This window comes from Streptomyces sp. NPDC029526 (assembly GCF_040637405.1).
In the GTDB taxonomy this organism is placed as follows: domain Bacteria; phylum Actinomycetota; class Actinomycetes; order Streptomycetales; family Streptomycetaceae; genus Streptomyces.
In genome coordinates, this window is sequence record NZ_JBEZWE010000009.1 from 13,239 (window position 1) to 33,140 (window position 19,902).

17 protein-coding genes are annotated in these 19,902 nt (G+C 74.4%); 12 read left to right on the forward strand and 5 right to left on the reverse strand.

Translation table 11 applies throughout. The features are described from left to right. Positions 1-178 precede the first annotated feature (178 nt). From AB0F01_RS20010 to AB0F01_RS20020, 3 genes are all read left to right on the forward strand, one after another. Positions 179-1,495, forward strand: a complete 1,317-nt coding sequence (locus AB0F01_RS20010; RefSeq protein WP_362097242.1) for an ATP-binding protein — start codon at positions 179-181, stop codon at positions 1,493-1,495. Beyond that, complete coding sequence (locus AB0F01_RS20015) at positions 1,488-1,835, forward strand: nucleotide pyrophosphohydrolase (RefSeq protein ID WP_362097245.1); 348 nt, start codon at positions 1,488-1,490, stop codon at positions 1,833-1,835. The genes AB0F01_RS20010 and AB0F01_RS20015 overlap by 8 nt, the downstream gene beginning before the upstream one ends. Positions 1,836-2,113: 278 nt before the next feature. Next, complete coding sequence (locus AB0F01_RS20020) at positions 2,114-2,584, forward strand: DUF6099 family protein (RefSeq protein WP_362097247.1); 471 nt, start codon at positions 2,114-2,116, stop codon at positions 2,582-2,584. A gap of 37 nt (positions 2,585-2,621) precedes the next feature. On the opposite strand, the gene AB0F01_RS20025 is transcribed toward AB0F01_RS20020, so the two are convergent. Further along, on the reverse strand, positions 2,622-2,903 hold the full coding sequence (locus AB0F01_RS20025) for a hypothetical protein (RefSeq protein ID WP_362097694.1): 282 nt from the start codon (positions 2,901-2,903) through the stop codon (positions 2,622-2,624). A gap of 244 nt (positions 2,904-3,147) precedes the next feature. Here AB0F01_RS20025 and AB0F01_RS20030 point away from each other — a divergent pair, with 244 nt between their 5' ends. The 5 genes from AB0F01_RS20030 (at position 3,148) to argF (ending at position 11,168) form a co-directional block, all read left to right on the forward strand. Then, a complete protein-coding gene (locus AB0F01_RS20030; protein WP_362097250.1) occupies positions 3,148-4,071 on the forward strand; it encodes an LLM class F420-dependent oxidoreductase in 924 nt (307 codons plus the stop codon). Positions 4,072-4,331: 260 nt separating this feature from the next. Next, positions 4,332-5,852, forward strand: a complete 1,521-nt coding sequence (locus AB0F01_RS20035) for a 3' terminal RNA ribose 2'-O-methyltransferase Hen1 (protein ID WP_362097662.1) — start codon at positions 4,332-4,334, stop codon at positions 5,850-5,852. Further along, positions 5,849-8,413 (forward strand): polynucleotide kinase-phosphatase, encoded by a 2,565-nt coding sequence (locus AB0F01_RS20040; RefSeq protein ID WP_362097253.1) that lies wholly within the window; start codon positions 5,849-5,851, stop codon positions 8,411-8,413. The genes AB0F01_RS20035 and AB0F01_RS20040 overlap by 4 nt, the downstream gene beginning before the upstream one ends. A gap of 307 nt (positions 8,414-8,720) precedes the next feature. Further along, on the forward strand, positions 8,721-9,947 hold the full coding sequence (locus AB0F01_RS20045) for an arginine deiminase (RefSeq protein ID WP_362097256.1): 1,227 nt from the start codon (positions 8,721-8,723) through the stop codon (positions 9,945-9,947). A gap of 213 nt (positions 9,948-10,160) precedes the next feature. Further along, positions 10,161-11,168, forward strand: coding sequence for an ornithine carbamoyltransferase (gene argF / locus AB0F01_RS20050; protein ID WP_362097259.1), 1,008 nt, complete (start codon positions 10,161-10,163; stop codon positions 11,166-11,168). Between the two features lie 63 nt (positions 11,169-11,231). Here the strand turns inward: argF and AB0F01_RS20055 are convergent, their stop codons facing one another. Then, positions 11,232-11,687, reverse strand: coding sequence for an ATP-binding protein (locus tag AB0F01_RS20055; protein ID WP_362097261.1), 456 nt, complete (start codon positions 11,685-11,687; stop codon positions 11,232-11,234). A gap of 333 nt (positions 11,688-12,020) precedes the next feature. On the opposite strand from AB0F01_RS20055, the gene AB0F01_RS20060 reads away from it, so the two are divergent. Then, complete coding sequence (locus AB0F01_RS20060; protein WP_362097263.1) at positions 12,021-12,848, forward strand: enoyl-CoA hydratase family protein; 828 nt, start codon at positions 12,021-12,023, stop codon at positions 12,846-12,848. After that, on the forward strand, positions 12,833-15,139 hold the full coding sequence (locus tag AB0F01_RS20065) for a bifunctional salicylyl-CoA 5-hydroxylase/oxidoreductase (protein ID WP_362097266.1): 2,307 nt from the start codon (positions 12,833-12,835) through the stop codon (positions 15,137-15,139). Before AB0F01_RS20060 ends, AB0F01_RS20065 begins: the two co-directional genes overlap by 16 nt. An 81-nt stretch (positions 15,140-15,220) precedes the next feature. Here AB0F01_RS20065 and AB0F01_RS20070 read toward each other — a convergent pair whose 3' ends face one another. Further along, positions 15,221-16,033: a PaaX family transcriptional regulator C-terminal domain-containing protein gene (locus AB0F01_RS20070; RefSeq protein WP_362097269.1), complete on the reverse strand. Its 813-nt coding sequence runs from the start codon at positions 16,031-16,033 to the stop codon at positions 15,221-15,223. A gap of 1 nt (position 16,034) precedes the next feature. Continuing rightward, entirely contained in the window at positions 16,035-17,732 is a 1,698-nt protein-coding gene (locus AB0F01_RS20075) for an AMP-binding protein (protein WP_362097272.1), read from the reverse strand. 187 nt (positions 17,733-17,919) lie between these two features. Here AB0F01_RS20075 and AB0F01_RS20080 point away from each other — a divergent pair, with 187 nt between their 5' ends. Together AB0F01_RS20080 and AB0F01_RS20085 are read left to right on the forward strand one after the other, a co-directional pair. Then, entirely contained in the window at positions 17,920-19,047 is a 1,128-nt protein-coding gene (locus AB0F01_RS20080) for an acyl-CoA dehydrogenase family protein (RefSeq protein ID WP_362097275.1), read from the forward strand. Positions 19,048-19,166: 119 nt separating this feature from the next. Then, entirely contained in the window at positions 19,167-19,565 is a 399-nt protein-coding gene (locus AB0F01_RS20085) for a RidA family protein (RefSeq protein ID WP_362097278.1), read from the forward strand. Positions 19,566-19,632: 67 nt separating this feature from the next. Here the strand turns inward: AB0F01_RS20085 and AB0F01_RS20090 are convergent, their stop codons facing one another. Continuing rightward, complete coding sequence (locus tag AB0F01_RS20090) at positions 19,633-19,827, reverse strand: DUF5999 family protein (RefSeq protein ID WP_362097281.1); 195 nt, start codon at positions 19,825-19,827, stop codon at positions 19,633-19,635. Between the last annotated feature and the right edge of the window lie 75 nt (positions 19,828-19,902).

Genomic DNA, 19,902 nt, shown 5'->3' on the forward strand with positions numbered 1-19,902 from the left:
CGGAGCGGGCTCCGCGCGCCCACGGACCGCCGGCGCGCCGCCCGTGGCCGGACCCGGCCGCGCGGGCGCGCCGGGGTGCGCAGGGGCGTGCGGTGCGGAGGGGTCCGCCTCGCCGTTCGTGGGAAGCCCGCCCGAGCGGAACGGTTCGCCCCGCGGACGCGGTCCTAACGTCCCGTCCATGACCCCGCCCTCCCCGGCCCTCGGCCGACTCCGGCCGCACGCGCCGGACCCCCGCCCCCTCGACGCGGCCCCGGACGGCAGCCGCTCCCTCGACGCCGCCCCGGACCCCCGCTCCTTCGGCACGGCCCGGGACGTCCGCCGCCCCTTCGACGCCGCCACCGGCACCCGTCCGCCCGACGGCGACCCGGCCCACCCCCGTCCCGGCCGGCCGCGGGTGACCGAGCTGCTGCTGTCGGCGTTCGCCGGGCACCGCGGTACCGTCCTGCCGTTCGGACCGCTCACCCTCCTCGCCGGCCCCAGCGGCAGCGGCAAGAGCAGCGCCCTGCGGGCCTACGAGGCGCTCGCCCGGCTCGGCGGCGGGGCGTACCTCGGCGAGGCGTTCCCCGACCCCGGCGCCTGCGTGCCCGAACGCTCCCGGCCCGACGCCCAGCGCCGCCGGGGCTTCCGCATCGGCTGCACCGCCGACGGACCCGAGGGCCCGGTCCGGCTCGAAGTCGCCGTCCAGGCCGAACCCGGCCTGCGCATCGTGGGGGAGCGGCTGACGGCCGGCGGGCGGGTCCTGCTGGAGACCGCGCTGCGCGACCCCGCGCGGCGCGTGGTCCAGGCCGCGTGGCACACCGCCGGGGCCACCCCGGTGACCCGCGGCCCGCTTCCCGACGACCTCCTCGGCACCGCCCTGCTGCCGCTGCGCGTCGCGGGCCGGACGCCGGGCCAGCGCAGGGTGCTCGCCGCCGCCGAGCAGATGGTCGTCGCCCTGCGCTCGGTCTTCGCCTGCGACCCCCGGCCCGGCCGTATGCGCGCCCCCGTCCCGAGGGGCGGCGGGCGGCTCCAGGGCGGTTGCGACAACCTCGCCGACGTGCTCCTGCGGACCCGGACCGAATGCGGACGGCGGCACGCCCTGCTCGTCGCCGCCGTCCGCGCGGGGTGCGCCGGGCCGGTCGCCGACCTGCTCGCCGAACCGGCGCCCGGCGGACGGGTCCGTGCCCTGCTCGACCGCGGCACCGGGGTGCGCACCGACCTCGCACGGCTCGGCGACGGCGAACTGCGCTACGTCGCCCTCGCCCTGGTCCTGCTGACCGGCCCCGGCGTGCTGGAGGTCGACGCGCCCGGCGAGGTCCCCGCCGCCCTGCGGACCCTCACCGTGCTCGCCGACGGCCTCGACCGGGGGCTCGACCCGGGCCAGCGTACGGAGCTGCTGCGCCTGGCGGCCCGGATGTGCGAGCGCGGGCACATCCGGCTGACCGGCACGGTGAGCGACCCCTCCTGGGCCGGCGGGACGGACGGCGTGACGGTGGTACACCTGGACCGTGACTGATCCCCACCACGACGACCCGCCCGCGCTCCTCGACCTGCCGGGACTCCAGCGCCGCCTCGCCGCGTTCGCCGCGGCGCGCGACTGGCAGCCGTACCACACGCCGAAGAACCTCGTCGCCGCCCTCAGCGTCGAGGCGTCCGAACTGGTCGAGATCTTCCAGTGGTTGACGCCGGAGGAGTCGTCCCGGGTGATGGACGACCCGGACACCGCGCACCGCGTCACCGACGAGGTCGCCGATGTCCTGGCCTACCTCCTGCAGTTCTGCGAGGTCCTCGGCGTGGACCCGTTGGCCGCCCTCGCCGCGAAGATCGACCGCAACGAGGACCGCTTCCCGGTCTGAGGCGACAAGGGGGAGACGTCTGAGGAGACAAGGGCGGGACGAAGGGCGAGACATAGGGGTGAGACAGGGGCGACAAGGGCGAGGCAAGGAGGAGACAAGGAGGAGGTAAGGGCTCCGCTTTCACTCTCCGCATACGAACTGCGGTCCGTAGCACGTTCGTATCCCCCGATTTCGGCCTTCCCCTGGCTTTCTGTCTCAGCCTCTCTCACTCTGGGTAATGGACAAGGGAGTTCACGTGGGCGCGTGGGCAGCGCGTCCGGACCGGACGGGGGCAGCGCATGGACGCTGTGCGGCTCATCGAGACGAGCAGGCGGGCCCTGGCGGCGAGCACCGACCTGCCGGGCCTGCTGACCGAGGTGTGGCAGGCGCAGGCGCTCGCCCAGGCGATCGGCAGCCGGCTCGCGGTCTCGGGGCCGCCCGAACTGCGGGGCGAGGCCGTCGGGTTGACCGAACTGGCGGGGCGCGGCTGCGGAGTGCTGGACGTCCCCGGCCTGAAGGGCGTCGACCTGCGCGCGGCCCGGCTCACCGACCTGGGCGACGTCCGGCGGGCGCTGCTGGACCTCGGGGGGCTCCTCGGGGACGTCGGCATCACCCTGGTCGGTCTGGCCTGTGCCGCCCGGGACGAGGCGACGTACTGGCAGTGCATGGAGGCCATCGACGCCGCGGACGAGTCCCGCGACCGGGTCGTCGACATGCTCCGCAAACTGGCCGACCGCGAGGCGGCGTTACCGGAGCGGGAGGCGGGCTGAACCCGCCGGCCCGCTCCCGCGCCACCCCCGGCCGCCCTCAGAGGGTGACCGGGTGCTCCTCGCCCGCCCCCGGCCCAGCCGCTGCCACCGGTCCCGCCGCCGTGACCGGTACCGATCCCCCTCCTGTCCCCGTCCCCGTCCCTGTCCCCGTCCCCGCGCGGTCGCCCGCCGCAGCCGCCCGGTCCGCCGAGGCGTCCCGGAGGTCCGCGTCCAGGGCCGAGAGGTCCGCGTTCAGCGCCGCCATCAGCTCCTCCATCTGCTGCAGCAACCCCTTCGGCTGCCCGCCCCCGCCCTGCTGCGGCACGCTCTCTGTGGACACGACGGCCTCCTCGGCCCCTGGCCCCCGCCGGGGCCGACACGGTGGCGCACCGGCGCACACCGGCCGGCGCGGGCGCCGGGTGGTCCGGCTCCGACCCGGCCAACGATCTTCACCGGGACGGGTCACCGGCCCGGTCGTACCGCGGTCGCCCGACCGTCCCGAATTCACCCGACCGTGGAGCGAAGCGCGGGGGGCGCGCCGGGTCCGGCGGAACGTTCCGGCCAGGAATTGGCAGGATGGAGGCATGGACCTGCGCCTTTTCACCGAGCCCCAGCAGGGGGCCACCTACGACACCCTGCTCACCGTCGCCAAGGCCACCGAGGACCTCGGGTTTGATGCCTTCTTCCGCTCCGACCACTACCTCAGGATGGGTTCCGCGGACGGCCTGCCCGGCCCCACCGACGCCTGGATCACCCTGGCCGGCCTCGCCCGCGAAACCAGCCGCATCCGGCTCGGCACCCTCATGACCGCCGCCACCTTCCGCCTCCCCGGCGTCCTCGCCATCCAGGTCGCCCAGGTCGACCAGATGTCCGGCGGGCGGATCGAACTCGGCCTGGGCGCCGGCTGGTTCGAGGAGGAGCACGCGGCGTACGGGATCCCCTTCCCGAAGGACAAGTTCAGCCGCCTGGAGGAGCAGCTGGAGATCGTCACGGGTCTGTGGGCCACCGGCCCCGGCAAGACCTTCGACTTCCACGGCAAGCACTACGACCTCACCCGGTCGCCCGCCCTGCCCAAGCCGGTCCAGTCCAGGATCCCCGTACTGATCGGCGGCCATGGCGCCGTCCGCACCCCGAGGCTCGCCGCCCGGTACGCGGACGAGTTCAACATCCCCTTCGCGTCCCTGGGGGACACCGAGCGCCAGTTCGGCCGGGTCCGCTCCGCCGCGCAGGAGGCGGGCCGCGACCCGGAGGAGATCGTCCTGTCCAACGCCCTGGTGGTCTGCGTCGGCAAGGACGACGAGGAGGTCGCCCGCCGGGCCGCCGCCATCGGCCGGGAGGTCGACGAGCTCAAGGCCAACGGCCTGGCGGGCTCCCCGGCCGAGGTCGTCGACAAGATCGGACGGTACGCCGAGGCCGGCTCCCGGCGCATCTACCTCCAGGTGCTGGACCTGCACGACCTCGACCACCTGGAACTGATCTCGGCCCAGGTGCAGTCGCAGCTCTCGTAACGCCCCGCGTCCCCGCCACCCACGCCGGACATCCCCGGCACACCCCGACGGGACCGCCCCGCACCCCGGGACGGTCCCGTCCGCCTTTCCGCCCCGGACGCACGCGCGGCTCGCCGGAAGCACGCGCGGGCCCGCCCCGGCATCCCGGCCGGTGCCCGCCCGAAATTCGAAAGTCTTTCGCCGCCCATCCCGGTACGTTGGCACGACGCGCCGGAAAACCGCGCGTTCCCGCACTTCAGAAGGTGTCCCAGGGGTTCACCGTGTTCCTGACGATCAGTACCACCGGCTCTCCCGACAGCCCCGCGACCGACCTCGGTTTCCTGCTGCACAAGCACCCCGACAAGGCGCAGTCCTTCTCCACGACCTGCGGCCGGGCGCACGTCTTCTACCCCGAGGCCGACGCGGAACGCTGCACCGTGGCGCTGCTGCTGGAGGTGGACACGGTCGCCCTGGTGAAGCGGGGGCGGGGCAAGGGCCGCGGCGGCGCACCCGACGCCGCCCTCGCCCAGTACGTCAACGACCGCCCCTACGCGGCCTCCTCGCTGCTCTCGGCCGCCCTCGGCAACGTCTTCTCCAGCGCCCTGCGCGGGGTGTGCGCGGCGCGCCCCGGCATACCCGGCCTGCCGCGTCCGCTGCGCGTCGAGGTACCCGCCCTGCCCGCCCGCGGCGGCGCCGCGCTGGTCCACCGGCTGTTCGAACCGCTCGGCTGGACCGTCACGGCCGATCCCGTGCCGCTGGACACCGAGTTCCCCGAGTGGGGCGACTCCCGCTACGTGCGGCTCGTCCTGGAGTCGGACACCCTCACCCTCGCCGAGGCCCTGCGCCACCTGTACGTGCTGCTGCCGGTCCTCGACGACGCCAAGCACTACTGGGTCTCCCCGGACGAGGTGGACAAGCTGCTGCGCGTCGGTGAGGGCTGGCTGCCCGGCCACCCGGAGCACCGGCTGATCACCAGCCGCTACCTGACCCGCCGCTGGTCGCTGACCCGGCAGGCGCTCGAACGCCTGGAGATGGTCCGGCTCGCCGAGTCCGACGACAGCGACGTCCAGGAGATCGACAACGCGGTCGCCGAGGAGAAGGAGACCGAGGAGAAGCCGACCCCCCTCGCGGTGCAGCGCCGGGACGCCATCCTCGCCGCCCTGCGCGAGGCCGGGGCCGCCCGGGTCCTCGACCTGGGCTGCGGACAGGGCCAGTTGGTGCAGGCGCTGCTCCGCGACCCGGCGTACACCGAGATCGTCGGCGTCGACGTGTCGATGCGCGCCCTGACCATCGCCTCCCGACGGCTGAAGCCGGACCGCATGGGGGAGCGGCAGGCGGCCCGGGTGAGGCTCCTGCAGGGCTCGCTCGCCTACACCGACCGCCGGCTCAAGGGCTACGACGCCGCCGTGCTCAGCGAGGTGATCGAGCACGTCGACCTGCCACGGCTCCCCGCGCTGGAGTACGCCGTGTTCGGCGCCGCCCGCCCCCGCACCGTCGTCGTCACCACACCGAACGTCGAGTACAACGTCCGCTGGGAGACCCTCCCGGCCGGTCACGTCCGGCACGGCGACCACCGCTTCGAGTGGACCCGCGACGAGTTCCGCGCCTGGGCCACGAAGGTGGCCGAACGGCACGGCTACACCGTGGAGTTCGTCCCCGTCGGACCCGACGACCCCGAGGTCGGCCCGCCCACCCAGATGGCCGTGTTCCGCACCGGCACCACCAGCACCACCGGCACCACCGGCACCACCGGCACCACCGGCACCGGCACCGAGACGAAGAAGGAGGCGAAGGCCGCATGACCACCACGACGACCGGGGCGGACGACGCCCGCCCCCAGGGCCGCGTCCTGCCCGTCACCGACCTCTCCCTGGTGGTGCTCGTCGGTGCATCCGGCTCCGGCAAGTCCACCTTCGCCCGGCGCCACTTCAAGCCGACCGAGGTAATCTCCTCGGACTTCTGCCGCGGCCTGGTCGCCGACGACGAGAACGACCAGAGCGCCAGCCGGGACGCCTTCGACGTGCTCCACTACATCGCCGGAAAGCGCCTGGCCGCCGGGCGCCGCACCGTCGTCGACGCCACCAGCGTCCAGCAGGAGTCCCGCAAGCCGCTCATCGAGCTGGCCAAGCGGCACGACGTGCTGCCCATCGCCATCGTGCTCGACGTGCCCGAGGAGGTGTGCGCCGAGCGCAACGCGGCCCGCACCGACCGTGCCGACATGCCCCGCCGGGTCATCCGGCGCCACACCCGCGAACTGCGGCGCTCGCTGCGCCACCTGGAGCGCGAGGGCTTCCGCAAGGTGCACGTGCTGCGCGGCGTCGAGGAGGTCGAGCGGGCCACCGTCGTCACCGAGAAGCGGTTCAACGACCTCACCCACCTCACCGGCCCCTTCGACATCATCGGCGACGTCCACGGCTGCTCCGCCGAACTGGACTCCCTGCTAGCCAAGTTGGGCTACGCCGACGGTGTGCACCCCGAGGGCCGCACCGCCGTGTTCGTCGGCGACCTCGTCGACCGCGGCCCGGACAGCCCCGGCGTGCTGCGGCGGGTGATGGCCATGGTCCGGTCGGGCAACGCGCTGTGCGTGCCCGGCAACCACGAGAACAAGTTCGGCCGCTTCCTCAAGGGCCGCAACGTCCGGCACACCCACGGGCTCGCCGAGACCATCGCCCAGATGGAGGGGGAGAGCGAGGAGTTCCGCGCCGAGGTGCGGGAGTTCATCGACGGACTCGTCAGCCACTACGTCCTCGACGGCGGCAAGCTCGTGGTCTGCCACGCCGGCCTGCCCGAGAAGTACCACGGCCGCACCTCCGGCCGGGTGCGCAGCCACGCCCTGTACGGCGACACCACCGGCGAGACCGACGAGTTCGGCCTGCCCGTACGGTATCCGTGGGCCGAGGACTACCGGGGCCGGGCCGCCGTCGTCTACGGCCACACCCCGGTCCCGGAGGCCACCTGGCTCAACAACACCATCTGCCTCGACACCGGTGCCGTGTTCGGCGGCAAGCTGACCGCGCTGCGCTGGCCGGAGCGGGAACTGGTCGACGTACCGGCCGAGCGGGTCTGGTACGAGCCGACCCGCCCGCTGCGCACGGAAGCCCCCGGCGGTCAGGACGGCCGGCCGCTGGACCTCGCCGACGTGCACGGCCGGCGCGTCGTCGAGACCCGGCACGCGGGCCGGGTGTCCGTGCGGGAGGAGAACGCGGCGGCGGCCCTGGAGGTCATGAGCCGGTTCGCGATCGACCCGCGGCTGCTGCCCTACCTGCCGCCGACCATGGCCCCGACGGCCACCTCGCGCCTCGACGGCTACCTGGAGCACCCGCAGGAGGCGTTCGCCCAGTACGGTCAGGACGGGGTCGCCCGGGTGGTGTGCGAGGAGAAGCACATGGGCTCGCGCGCCGTCGCCCTGGTGTGCCGGGACGCGGAGACGGCCCGGACCCGCTTCGACGCCGTCGGTGTCACCGGCTCCCTCTACACCCGCACGGGCCGCCCCTTCTTCGACGACGCCGCCGTCACCGAGGAGATCCTCGGCCGGCTGCGCTCGGCGGCGACCGCGGCCGGCCTGTGGGAGCGGCTGGAGACGGACTGGCTGCTGCTGGACGCCGAGCTGATGCCGTGGTCCCTGAAGGCCGGCGGGCTGCTGCGCTCCCAGTACGCGGCCGTCGGCGCCGCCTCCGCGGCGGTGTTCCCCGGCGCCCTGACGGCTCTGGAGGGCGCGGCGGCCCGCGGGGTCGACGTGGCGGACCTGCTGGGTGGCCAGCGCGAACGGGCCGCCGCGGCCGACGCGTTCACCCGCGCGTACCGCAACTACTGCTGGACCACCGACGGCCTGGACGGGGTGCGGCTCGCGCCGTTCCAGATCCTGGCCGTGCAGGGCCGCAGCCTCGCCGCGCTGCCGCACGACGAGCAGCTGGCCCTGATCGACCTCATGGTGGAGCACGACGGCACCGGACTGCTGCGGACCACCCGGCGGCTGTACGTCGACACCGGCGACCCGGAGTCGGTGCGCGCCGGCGTCGACTGGTGGCTGGAGATGACCGGACGCGGGGGCGAGGGCATGGTCGTGAAGCCGGTGGGCGCGCTGGTCCGAAGTCCCGAGGGCCGGCTGGTGCAGCCGGGCATCAAGTGCCGGGGCCGCGAGTACCTGCGGATCATCTACGGCCCCGAGTACACCCGCCCGGAGAACCTGGCCCGCCTGCGCGGCCGCTTCCTCCACCACAAGCGGTCCCTGGCGATCCGGGAGTACGCACTCGGCCTGGAGGCCCTGGACCGGCTGGCCGAGGGCGAGCCGCTGTGGCGGGTGCACGAAGCGGTCTTCGGCGTCCTCGCCCTGGAGTCCGAGCCGGTGGACCCGCGGCTGTAGCGGCGGCGGCACCGGACCCGTGCCGGTGCCCGGCCGGGTGCCCGCCCGGGGGCTCCGGGCGGGCACCCGGTGTGCCTCGGCGGGCACCCGGCGGGCCCTCCCGGTGCCGTGCGCCGTGCCGTGCCCTGCCGTCCCGTGCCGTGCCGCCCCGCCCTGTGTCGCGTCGTGCCCGGCCACCGGTGGCTCACGGCGGGCACGGGCCGGGGGGCGGCCGGGAGCCGCGCCGCTGTCATGGGCGGCACGCCGCACACCTTCACTTTCCCCCGGGAGAGGGGTGAACCCGGGCTCGGGTGGTCAGGATGGAGTCATGACCTACCATGTCGCCTCGGAGACCGGACGCCTGCGCCGGGTGATCCTGCACCGGCCCGATCTCGAGCTCAAGAGGCTCACCCCCAGCAACAAGGACGAGCTGCTCTTCGACGACGTGCTGTGGGTGCGCCGGGCGCGCGCCGAGCACGACGGGTTCGCCGACGTGCTGCGCGACCGCGGGGTCGCCGTCCACCTCTTCGGCGACCTGCTCACCGAGACCCTCGACATCCCCGAGGCCCGCACGATCGTCCTGGACCGCGTCTTCGACGAGAAGGAGTACGGGCCGCTGGCCACCGACCACCTGCGGGCCGCGTTCGAGACGCTCCCCTCGCGGGACCTGGCGGAGGCCCTGGTCGGCGGCATGACCAAGCGGGAGTTCCTCGACACTCACCCGGAACCGGTCTCCGTGCGCTTCCACGCCATGGAGCTCGACGACTTCCTCCTGGGACCGCTGCCCAACCACCTCTTCACCCGGGACACCTCCGCCTGGATCTACGACGGCGTGGCCATCAACGCCATGCGGTGGCCCGCCCGGCAGCGCGAGACCGTGCACTTCGAGGCGATCTACCGGCACCATCCGCTGTTCCGGGACGAGACGTTCCGGGTCTGGTCCGAGGGGCAGGCCGACTACCCGTCCACCATCGAGGGCGGGGACGTGCTGGTCATCGGCAACGGCGCGGTGCTGATCGGGATGAGCGAGCGGACCACCCCGCAGGCGGTGGAGATGCTCGCGCACAAGCTGTTCGCGGCCGGCTCCGCGGAGACCATCGTGGCGCTCGACATGCCCAAGCGACGTGCCGTGATGCACCTCGACACGGTGATGACCATGGTCGACGGCGACACCTTCACCCAGTACGCCGGCCTCGGCATGCTCCGCTCGTACACCATCGAGCCGGGCGTGGGGGACCGGGAGCTGAAGGTCACCGACCACCCGCCGGAGCACATGCACCGGGCGATCGCCGCCGCGCTGGGGCTCAGCGAGATCCGGGTGCTCACCGCGACCCAGGACGTGCACGCCGCCGAGCGGGAGCAGTGGGACGACGGCTGCAACGTGCTGGCCGTAGAGCCCGGCGTGGTCATCGCCTACGAACGCAACGCCACCACCAACACCCACCTGCGCAAGCAGGGCATCGAGGTCATAGAGATCCCCGGCAGCGAACTCGGCCGGGGCCGGGGCGGCCCGCGCTGCATGAGCTGCCCGGTGGAACGCGATCCGGTGGCGTGAGCCGGTGTGGTGAGCCGGTGTGGTGATCCGTCCCGTGGACCGGTGACGTGAAGCGGGGGCATGACCGGTGACATGATCCGGGGCCGCACCCTCACCGGTACGCGGGCCGGGCGGTATCGCCCCGCACCGGCCCTTACCCCCACCCGACGCATAGAAATTCTAAGTATCGTATAGAATTCCAGCCGTCCTGTCCCCGACCCCTGGAGCGCCCCCATGGCGACTGTCCCGACCGCCCTCGCCGGCCGCCACTTCCTCAAGGAGGCGGACTTCACCGAGCAGGAGTTCCTCGGCCTGCTCGACCTGGCGGCGGAGCTGAAGGCCGCCAAGAAGGCCGGGACCGAGACCCGTCACCTGGTGGGCAGGAACATCGCGCTGATCTTCGAGAAGCCCTCCACCCGGACCCGGTGCGCCTTCGAGGTGGCCGCCGCCGACCAGGGTGCGTCGACCACCTACATCGACCCCAGCGGCTCCCACATCGGCCGGAAGGAGTCGGCGAAGGACACCGCCCGGGTGCTCGGCCGGATGTTCGACGCGATCGAGTTCCGGGGGGACGCCCAGGAGACCGTCGAGACCCTCGCCGAGCACGCCGGAGTGCCGGTCTACAACGGTCTCACCGACGCGTGGCACCCCACCCAGATGCTGGCCGACGTGCTCACCATGACCGAGCACAGCGCCAAGCCGCTGACGGAGATCGCCTTCGCCTACCTCGGTGACGCCCGCTTCAACATGGGCAACTCCTACCTCGTCACCGCCGCGCTGCTCGGCATGGACATCCGGATCGTCGCCCCGAAGAGCTACTGGCCCGCCCAGGACGTCGTCGACCGCGCCCGTACGCTCGCCGAAGCCTCCGGGGCCCGCGTCACGCTCACCGAGGACGTCGCCGAAGGGGTCGTGGGCGCCGACTTCGTCGGCACCGACGTGTGGGTGTCGATGGGGGAGCCGCAGGAGGTGTGGGACGAGCGGATCGCCGCCCTCGCCCCGTACGCGGTGACCATGGACGTGCTGCGCGCCACCGGCAACCCGGACGTCAAGTTCCTGCACTGCCTGCCCGCCTTCCACGACCTGGGCACCCAGGTCGCCCGCGATGTCCACGAGCGGCACGGCCTGACGTCGCTGGAGGTCACCGACGAGGTCTTCGAGTCGGCCCACTCGGTCGTCTTCGACGAGGCGGAGAACCGGATGCACACGATCAAGGCCGTGCTGGTCGCGACGCTGGCCTGACGCCACGCCCGGCTCGTCGGCCGGCCGGTCCGGCCGGTGGGCCGGGCGGCGACGTCGGCCCGTTCAGGCGGACGGCCGGCGCGGGCCCGGCACGGCCGACAGGCGGAACCACACCGCCTTGCCGGTCGGTGTGGGCCGGTGACCGCACGACGAGCTGAGGGTGCGGATCAGCAGCAGGCCGCGCCCGTGTTCCTGCCAGGGGTCCGGTTCGCCGGGCACCGGCAGGGTGAGCCGGAGCGGCGGTTCGGGGTCGGGGTCGTGGACCTCCACCCGGCAGCCGGTCGGCAGCAGCTCCACCACCAGCTCGATCGGACTGCTGCCCGTGGTGTGCTCCACCGCGTTGGCCACCAGTTCCGCCGTGAGCAGCTCCGCCGTGTCGCTGTCCGCGGAGTGCTCCACCTCGGCCAGGGCCGTCCGGACCAGGGCACGCGCCACGGGCACGGCCGCGGTCGTGTGCGGCAGCGCGACGCGCCAGGAGGCCGGGGCGGAGGGGTGATCGTGCAAGGCGGGTCCGTTCATGGAGCAGGCTGTCCTGCTTTCAATTACTCAATGGTACGGCGCCCCGGGCGCGCCCTGCGGAGGGACCCCGCCGGCCCGGCGCCGGGTGCCGTACCGGGACGTACGGCCCCGGCACCGCAGGGCGTACCCACCCCCGGGCCCCGCCTCGCGCAGCAGGTCACCGCTGTGACCCGCCCGTCGACGAGCCGTGACGGACGTGACCGGCCCTCGACCCGGACGACGGCGCCCCCGGGCGCGGTATCGCGCACCCGTGACGACAGTCACAAACAGGTGATAGCGTCGAGGGGCAGCACTCAGTGAGCCGCGCAGTGCCCGCCCGAGGAGGCCGCCCTCATGAGTCCCTTCACCGGCTCCGCCGCCCGCACCGCCCGCTGGGAACACCTGCGGGTCGAGCTGGCGGACGGCGTCGCCACCGTCACCCTGGCCCGCCCCGAGAAACTCAACGCCCTGACCTTCGGGGCCTACGCCGACCTGCGCGACCTCCTCGCCGAGCTGTCCCGGGAACGCTCCGTGCGCGCGCTGGTGCTGGCCGGGGAGGGGCGCGGCTTCTGCTCGGGCGGCGACGTCGACGAGATCATCGGCGCCACCCTCGGCATGGACACCGCCCGGCTGCTCGACTTCAACCGCATGACCGGCCAGGTGGTCCGCGCGGTACGGGAGTGCCCGTTCCCGGTGATCGCCGCGGTCCACGGGGTCGCCGCGGGAGCCGGCGCCGTCCTGGCGCTCGCCGCCGACTTCCGGGTCGCCGACCCCACCGCCCGGTTCGCCTTCCTCTTCACCCGGGTCGGCCTGTCCGGGGGCGACATGGGCGCCGCCTACCTGCTGCCCCGGGTGGTCGGGCTGGGCCACGCCACCCGCCTGCTGATGCTCGGCGAGCCCGTACGGGCGCCCGAGGCCGAGCGCATCGGACTGATCAGCGCACTCACCGACGAGGCCGGCGCCGACGAGGCCGCCCAGGCCCTCGCCCGGCGCCTGGCCGACGGCCCCGCCCTGGCGTACGCCCAGACCAAGGCACTGCTCACCGCCGAACTCGACATGCCGCTGGCCGCCTCCGTGGAACTGGACGCGGCCACCCAGGCGCTGCTGATGAACGGCGAGGACTACGCCGAGTTCCACGCGGCCTTCACCGAGAAGCGCCCCCCGAAGTGGCGGGGGCGGTAGCCGTGCGGGTCGCGGTCATCGGCGGCGGACCCGGCGGCCTGTACGCGGCGGCGCTCCTCAGACGCCAGGACCCCGCCCGCGAGATCACCGTCTTCGAGCGCAACGCCCCCGACGACACCTTCGGCTTCGGCGTCGTCCTCTCCGACGAGACCCTCGGCGGCATCGAGCACGCCGACCCCGTGGTGTACGAAGCGCTGCGCCGGGACTTCGTGCGCTGGGACGACATCGACATCGTGCACCGCGGCACCCGCCACACCTCGGGCGGCCACGGCTTCGCCGCCCTCGGCCGGCACCGGCTGCTGGAGATCCTGCACGCCCGCTGCCGCTCCCTCGGCGTGGAGCTGCGCTTCGGCACCGAGGCGCCCGACCCGGCCGGACTGGCCCGCACCCACGACCTGGTGGTGGCCGCCGACGGCGTGCACAGCGGCACGCGCGCCGCCTTCGCCGACGTCTTCCGCCCGACCGTCACCGGCCACCGCTGCCGCTACATCTGGCTGGCGGCGGACTTCGCCCTCGACGCCTTCCGCTTCGAGACCGCCGAGACCGAGCACGGCGTGATGCAGCTGCACGGCTACCCGTTCGCGGCCGACGCCTCCACCGTGATCGTGGAGATGCGCGAGGAGGTCTGGCGGGCCGCCGGATTCGACCGGATGCCCGAGGACGAGTCCGTGGAGCGCTGCGCCAAGCTGTTCGCCGACGCGCTCGGCGGACGCCCGCTGCGCTCCAACAAGTCGGCCTGGACCACCTTCCGCACGGTCACCAACGCCCGCTGGTCGCACGGCACCGTCGCCCTGCTCGGCGACGCCGCGCACACCGCCCACTTCTCCATCGGCTCCGGCACCAAGCTGGCCGTCGAGGACGCGCTGGCCCTGGCCGGCTGCCTCGGTGAGCACTCCTCGACCACCGGCGCCCTCGCGGCCTACGAGGCGCAGCGCCGCCCCGTCGTCGCCTCCACCCAGCGCGCCGCCCGGGCCAGCCTGGAGTGGTTCGAGGACCTGGCCCGCTACGTCGGCCAGCCGCCCCGCCGGTTCGCCTTCAACCTGCTCACCCGCAGCCGCCGCGTCACCCACGACAACCTGCGGCTGCGCGACCCGGAGTTCACCGCGGCCGTGGAGGAGGAGTTCGGCTGCCCGCCGGGCACCCCGCCGATGTTCACCCCGTTCCGGCTGCGCGGACTGACCCTGCGCAACCGGGTCGTGGTCTCACCGATGGACATGTACTCCGCCACCGACGGCGTCCCCGGCGACTTCCACCTGGTCCACCTCGGGGCGCGGGCGCTGGGCGGGGCGGGGCTGGTGATGACCGAGATGGTGTGCGTCAGCGCCGAGGGACGCATCACCCCCGGCTGTGCGGGCCTCTACACGGCCCGCCAGGCCGACGCCTGGCGGCGGATCACCGACTTCGTGCACGGCAGCGCCCCCGGCACCGCGATCGGCGTCCAGCTCGGCCACAGCGGTCGCAAGGGCTCGACGAAGCGGATGTGGGAGGGCATGGACGAGCCCCTCGACGAGGGCAACTGGCCCCTGGCCGCCGCCTCCCCGCTGCCCTACCGGCCCGGCAACCAGACCCCGCGCGAGCTGAGCCGGGCCCAACTGACGGACATCCGCGAGCAGTTCGTTGCGGCGGCCCGGCGGGCGGCCCGGGCCGGCTTCGACCTGCTGGAGCTGCACTGCGCCCACGGCTACCTGCTCTCCGGCTTCCTCTCCCCGCTCACCAACCGCCGCACCGACGCCTACGGCGGCTCCCCGGAGAACCGGCTCCGCTTCCCGCTGGAGGTCTTCGACGCGGTCCGCGCCGCGTGGCCCGGGGACCGGCCGATGACCGTCCGCATCTCCGCGACCGACTGGGCCGAGGGCGGCACCACCGGCGACGACGCCGTCGTCCTCGCCCGGGCCTTCGCCGCGCACGGGGCGGACGCCATCGACGTGTCCACCGGTCAGGTGGTCGCCGAGGAACGGCCGGAGTTCGGGCGGTCGTACCAGACGCCGTTCGCCGACCGCATCCGCCACGAGGTGGGCGTCCCGGTGGTCGCCGTGGGCGCGATCTCCTCCTGGGACGACGTCAACTCCCTGATCCTGGCGGGCCGTACCGACCTGTGCGCGCTGGCCCGCCCGCACCTGTACGACCCGCACTGGACGCTGCACGCGGCGGCGGAACAGGGCTACGACGGCCCGGGCGTGGTTTGGCCGGCCCCCTACCGGGCGGGCAGCCGGCCCCCGCAGACCGGCCGCAAGGACCCGGTGGGCACCCTGGCCACCCGCCCCGGCCCGGCGGGCCGCACGGGGGCGTGAGCCCCACGGGCGCCCCACCGAGGGCGCCCGCACCGGACGCCCGCGTGTGCACCCGAGGGGCCTCGCCCGGCGCCCCCGCCGTCAGAGGCCCGCGAACGCGGCGCCCGCGTCCCGCAGACGGGTGTGCAGGCCGTGGAAGACGGCGGCCGACCGCGCCCCCGGCCAGTCCTCGGGCAGCAGGGCGGCCGGCAGGCCCGGGTCGGTGTAGGGCAGGTGGCGCCAGGAGTCCAGCGCGAGCAGGTAGTCGCGGTACGCCTCCTCGGGCGGGGTGTCCGCGCGCCCCTCCCAGGCGCGCAGCACCTCGGCGTGCCGGTCCAGGAACGCCTCGTGCTCCTCCGCGATCCGGGACAGGTCCCACCAGCGGGCCACCGCGTCCGCGGTGGCGGCGAAGCCGAGGTGCTCGCCGCGGAAGAAGTCGACGTACCGGTCCAGGCCCAGCCGCTCCAGGGTGTGCCGGGTCTCCTCGTGGAACCGCGCGGGGGCGATCCACACCCCGGGGGCCGCCGTGCCGAAGCCGAGCCCGGCCAGGCGGGAGCGCAGCACGTGCCGCTTCTGCCGCTCCGACTCCGGCACGGAGAACACCGCGAGCACCCAGCCCTCGTCCCGCGGCGGGGCGGTGGCGTAGATGCGGCGGTCGCCGTCCTCCAGCAACTGCCGTGCGTCGGCCGACAGTTCGTAGCCGGCGGCGCCCTGTGCGGTGCGGGCCGGGACGAGCAGTCCGCGCCGCTTGAGACGGGACACCGAGGAACGGACGGAGGGGGCGTCCACGCCCACCGCCGCCAGGAGCCGGATCAGCTCCGCGACGGGCACCGGGCCCGGCACGAAGCGGCCGTAGGCGCCGTAGAGCGTGACGATGAGAGACCGTGGAGCAGGCTGGTCGGACACATTGATCATCTTAGGTCGTGCCGTCGGAGTCCGTCCCACCGCATCGCGCCCGCTCCCCGGTCCGCTCTCCCGGCCCGCCGTGGCCCTCGTCGGCCCGGTCGCCGTCGTCGGCCCGGCCGCCCGCGGCGGACCGCAGCCGGAAGCGCTGCAGCTTGCCGGTGGCGGTGCGCGGCAAGGCGTCCAGGAACACGATCTCCCGCGGGCATTTGAAGGGCGCCAGCTCCGACTTCACGAAGGCGCGCAACGCCTCCCCGTCCCGCTCGGCGCCCTCCCTGAGCACCGCGTACGCCACCACCACCTGGCCGCGGGCCTCGTCGGGCCGTCCCACGACGGCCGCCTCGACGACGTCCGGGTGCCGCAGCAGGGCGTCCTCCACCTCCGGTCCGGCGACGTTGTAACCGGCGGTGATGATCATGTCGTCGGCGCGGGCGACGTAGCGGAAGTAGCCGTCGGGCTCCCGGACGTAGGTGTCGCCGGTGATGTTCCAGCCGTCGCGCACGTAGTCCCGCTGCCGCGGGTCGGCGAGGTAGCGGCAGCCGACCGGACCGCGCACCGCCAGCAGACCCGGCTCGCCGTCCGGGACCGGCTCGCCGTCGGCGTCCTGCACGCGGGCCTGCCAGCCCGGGACCGGGACGCCGGTGGTGCCGGGGCGGATCCGCTCGTCGGCGGCGGAGATGAAGATGTGCAGCAGCTCGGTGGCGCCGATGCCGTTGATGATGCGCACGCCGGTGCGTTCGTGCCAGGCCCGCCAGGTCGCGGCCGGCAGGTTCTCGCCCGCCGAGACGCAGCGCCGCAGCGAGGACACGTCGTGCGCGTCCAGGCCGTCGAGCATCGCCCGGTAGGCGGTGGGTGCCGTGAACAGCACCGACACCCGGTGCGCGGCGATCGCCGGCAACAGCTGGTCCGGGTGGGCCTGTTCGAGCAGCAGCGCGCTGGCGCCCGCCCGCAGCGGGAAGACGACCAGACCGCCGAGCCCGAAGGTGAAGCCGAGCGGGGGACTGCCCGCGAACACGTCGTCGGCGCGTGGGCGCAGGACGTGCCGGGAGAAGGTGTCCGCGACGGCCAGCACGTCCCGGTGGACGTGCATGCAGCCCTTCGGGCGGCCGGTGGTGCCCGAGGTGAAGGCGATCAGGGCCACGTCGTCGGCCGCGGTGGGCACCGCCTCGTACGGCGTCCCGGGTGCCGGACGGCGCAGCAGGTCGTCCGGGGCGTCGCCGCCGTAGGTCGTGATCCGCAGCCCGGGGATCTCGGCCTTGGCGAGGTCGTCGACCGACCGGACGTCGCACAGGGCGTGCCGGACCTCGGCGATCTCGCAGAGGGTGCTCAGTTCGTGCGGGCGTTGCTGGGCCAGCACGGTGACGGCGATCGCGCCCGCCTTGAGCACCGCCAGCCAGCAGGCCGCCAGCCAGGGGGTGGTCGGGCCGCGCAGCAGCACCCGGTTGCCCGGCACCACCCCGAGGTCACCGCTGAGCAGGTGCGCGAGCCGGTCCACGCGGGCCCGCAGCTCACCGTAGGTCCAGGTGCCCCCGTCGGGGGTGCGGAAGGCCGGGCGGTCGCCGGGCGGGCCGTGCAGCAGTTCGGCGGCGCAGTTCAGCCGCTCGGGGTACGCCAACTCCGGCAGATCGAAGCGGAGTTCGGGCCACTGCCCGGGTGGCGGGAGGTGGTCGCGGGCGAAAGTGTCGACGTGCGCGGTGGCCCGTGGCTTCATGACGGTTCGCCCCCTCGGCGTGGTGGGCTCGCAGAAGGAGCGTATCGTGTTGGTGACGACAGTCAACGGTTCGCGATAACCTCGGACGGCCGCCCGGTGCGCCCGGGCCGGGAGGCCGCCGGCGCGGTCGGCCCGCTGCCCAGGGGTGTTCCGTGGGGCGGCCCCGGCGGGGAGGAAGGGACCGGCGATGACCGCATTCTCGCTCGAACCGGCACAGACCGCCTGGTGCGCCGAACTACGGGACCTGGCCGCCCGACGCCTGCGACCGCTCGCCGACCGGGGCGAACCCGGCCACGTCAACCGCGCCCTCGTCGCGGAACTCGGCCGGCTCGGCCTGCTGTCGCGGCTGTTCACCTCCGGCGCCCTCGACCTGTGCCTGATGCGCGAGTCCCTGGCCCGCGCCTGCACCGAGGCCGAGACCGCGCTCGCCCTCCAGGGGCTGGGCGCCCACCCCGTGCACGCGCACGGCACCGAGACCCAACGCGCCCGCTGGATCCCCCGGGTGAGCGACGGCAGCGCGGTCGCCGCCTTCGCCCTCAGCGAGCCCGGCGCCGGCTCCGACGCCGCCGCCCTCGCCCTGGCCGCCGACCCGGACGGCACCGGCGGCTGGCGCCTGACCGGCGACAAGTGCTGGATCTCCAACGCGCCCGAGGCGGACCTCTACACCGTCTTCGCCCGCACCGGGCCCGGCGCCGGCGCCCGCGGCGTGACCGCGTTCCTCGTCCCCGCCGACCGCCCCGGTCTCACCGGCACCCCTCTCGACATGCTCTCCCCGCACCCCATCGGAGCCCTGCGCTTCGACGCCGTCCCGGTCACCGCCGACGACCTGCTCGGCGAGCCCGGGCACGGCTTCCGGGTCGCCATGGACACCCTCAACCTGTTCCGGCCCAGCGTCGGCGCCTTCGCCGTCGGCATGGCCCAGGCGGCACTCGACGCCGCCCTCGGACACACCGCCGACCGGGAGGCGTTCGGCGGACGGCTCGCCGACCTCCAAGCCGTCTCCCACCAGGTCGCCGAGATGGCCGTGCGCACCGAGGCGGCCCGCCTGATGGTCTACGCGGCGGCCGCCGCCCACGACGCCGGTGACCCGGACGTCCCCCGGCGCGCGGCCATGGCGAAACTGCTGGCCACCGAGACCGCGCAGTACGTCGTCGACCGCTCGGTGCAACTGCACGGCGCCCGGGCCCTGCGCCGCGGCCACCTGCTCGAACACCTCTACCGCGAGGTGCGCGCCCCCCGCGTCTACGAAGGGGCCAGCGAGGTGCAACGCGGCATCATCGCCAAGGAGTTGTACAAGAGCCTGGAGGATCGTTGACCACCGAGCGCAGCAACCCGCCAAGAGCGAAGGGACCTTGACCGCCGATCGCGTCAATCCAACGAACCCTGAGGGTCGTCAACCGACCAGCGCATCAATCCGCCCAGCCTGGAGGACCGTTGACCGCCGAGCGCATCAACCCGCCCGACCTCTCCCCGCCGGCCGGCTTCTCCCACGCGGTCGTCGCGACCGGCTCCCGGGTGGTGTTCCTGGCCGGCCAGACCGCACTCGACGGGGACGGCAAGGTCGTCGGCGACACGCTGCCCGACCAGTTCACCCGGGCCCTGGCCAACCTCCTGGGCGCCCTGCGCGCGGCCGGCGGCACCTCGGCCGACCTGGCCCGCGTCACCGTCTACGCCACCGACATCGCCGACTACCGGGTGCACGCCCGGGACATCGGCCGCATCTGGCGGGAGGCGGCGGGCCGGGACTATCCCGCGATGGCGGTTGTCCAGGTGGTGCGCCTCTGGGACGAGCGGGCGCTGGTGGAACTCGACGGGTTCGCGGTCCTGCCCTGACCGGCGGTACGGTCCCGCGTCACCGCCACCCGCTCCACCCGGCGCCCCGTGCCCCGGTGCCGTCCGGTCAGGCGGCGACCACGAGCGGGCCGACGGGCGCCCGGTGCGGTGCGACCACCCGGCCGTCGGGCAGCAGTTCACCGGTGTCGTCGAAGACGATGGAGCCGTCGCACAGCAGGCTCCAGCCCTGTTCGGGGTGGGCGGCCACCACGTGCGGGGCGGGGGCCGCGGTCCGGGCGCAGGAAGGCTGGTGGGCACACATGGCGCACCTCCACATCGGTGGGACGGTTCCTGAGGGGCCGTACCCCTCGACGATGCGCCCGCCCGGTCCGCCGCG

Coding starts and splice junctions, on each gene's coding strand:
- AB0F01_RS20010 (WP_362097242.1), top strand. CDS start 179: ATGACCCCGCCCTCCCCGGCCCTCGGCCGACTCCGGCCGCACGCGCCG.
- AB0F01_RS20020 (WP_362097247.1), top strand. CDS start 2,114: ATGGACGCTGTGCGGCTCATCGAGACGAGCAGGCGGGCCCTGGCGGCG.
- AB0F01_RS20030 (WP_362097250.1), top strand. CDS start 3,148: ATGGACCTGCGCCTTTTCACCGAGCCCCAGCAGGGGGCCACCTACGAC.
- AB0F01_RS20040 (WP_362097253.1), top strand. CDS start 5,849: ATGACCACCACGACGACCGGGGCGGACGACGCCCGCCCCCAGGGCCGC.
- AB0F01_RS20045 (WP_362097256.1), top strand. CDS start 8,721: ATGACCTACCATGTCGCCTCGGAGACCGGACGCCTGCGCCGGGTGATC.
- argF (WP_362097259.1), top strand. CDS start 10,161: ATGGCGACTGTCCCGACCGCCCTCGCCGGCCGCCACTTCCTCAAGGAG.
- AB0F01_RS20055 (WP_362097261.1), bottom strand. CDS start 11,687: ATGAACGGACCCGCCTTGCACGATCACCCCTCCGCCCCGGCCTCCTGG.
- AB0F01_RS20060 (WP_362097263.1), top strand. CDS start 12,021: ATGAGTCCCTTCACCGGCTCCGCCGCCCGCACCGCCCGCTGGGAACAC.
- AB0F01_RS20070 (WP_362097269.1), bottom strand. CDS start 16,033: ATGATCAATGTGTCCGACCAGCCTGCTCCACGGTCTCTCATCGTCACG.
- AB0F01_RS20075 (WP_362097272.1), bottom strand. CDS start 17,732: ATGAAGCCACGGGCCACCGCGCACGTCGACACTTTCGCCCGCGACCAC.
- AB0F01_RS20080 (WP_362097275.1), top strand. CDS start 17,920: ATGACCGCATTCTCGCTCGAACCGGCACAGACCGCCTGGTGCGCCGAA.
- AB0F01_RS20090 (WP_362097281.1), bottom strand. CDS start 19,827: ATGTGTGCCCACCAGCCTTCCTGCGCCCGGACCGCGGCCCCCGCCCCG.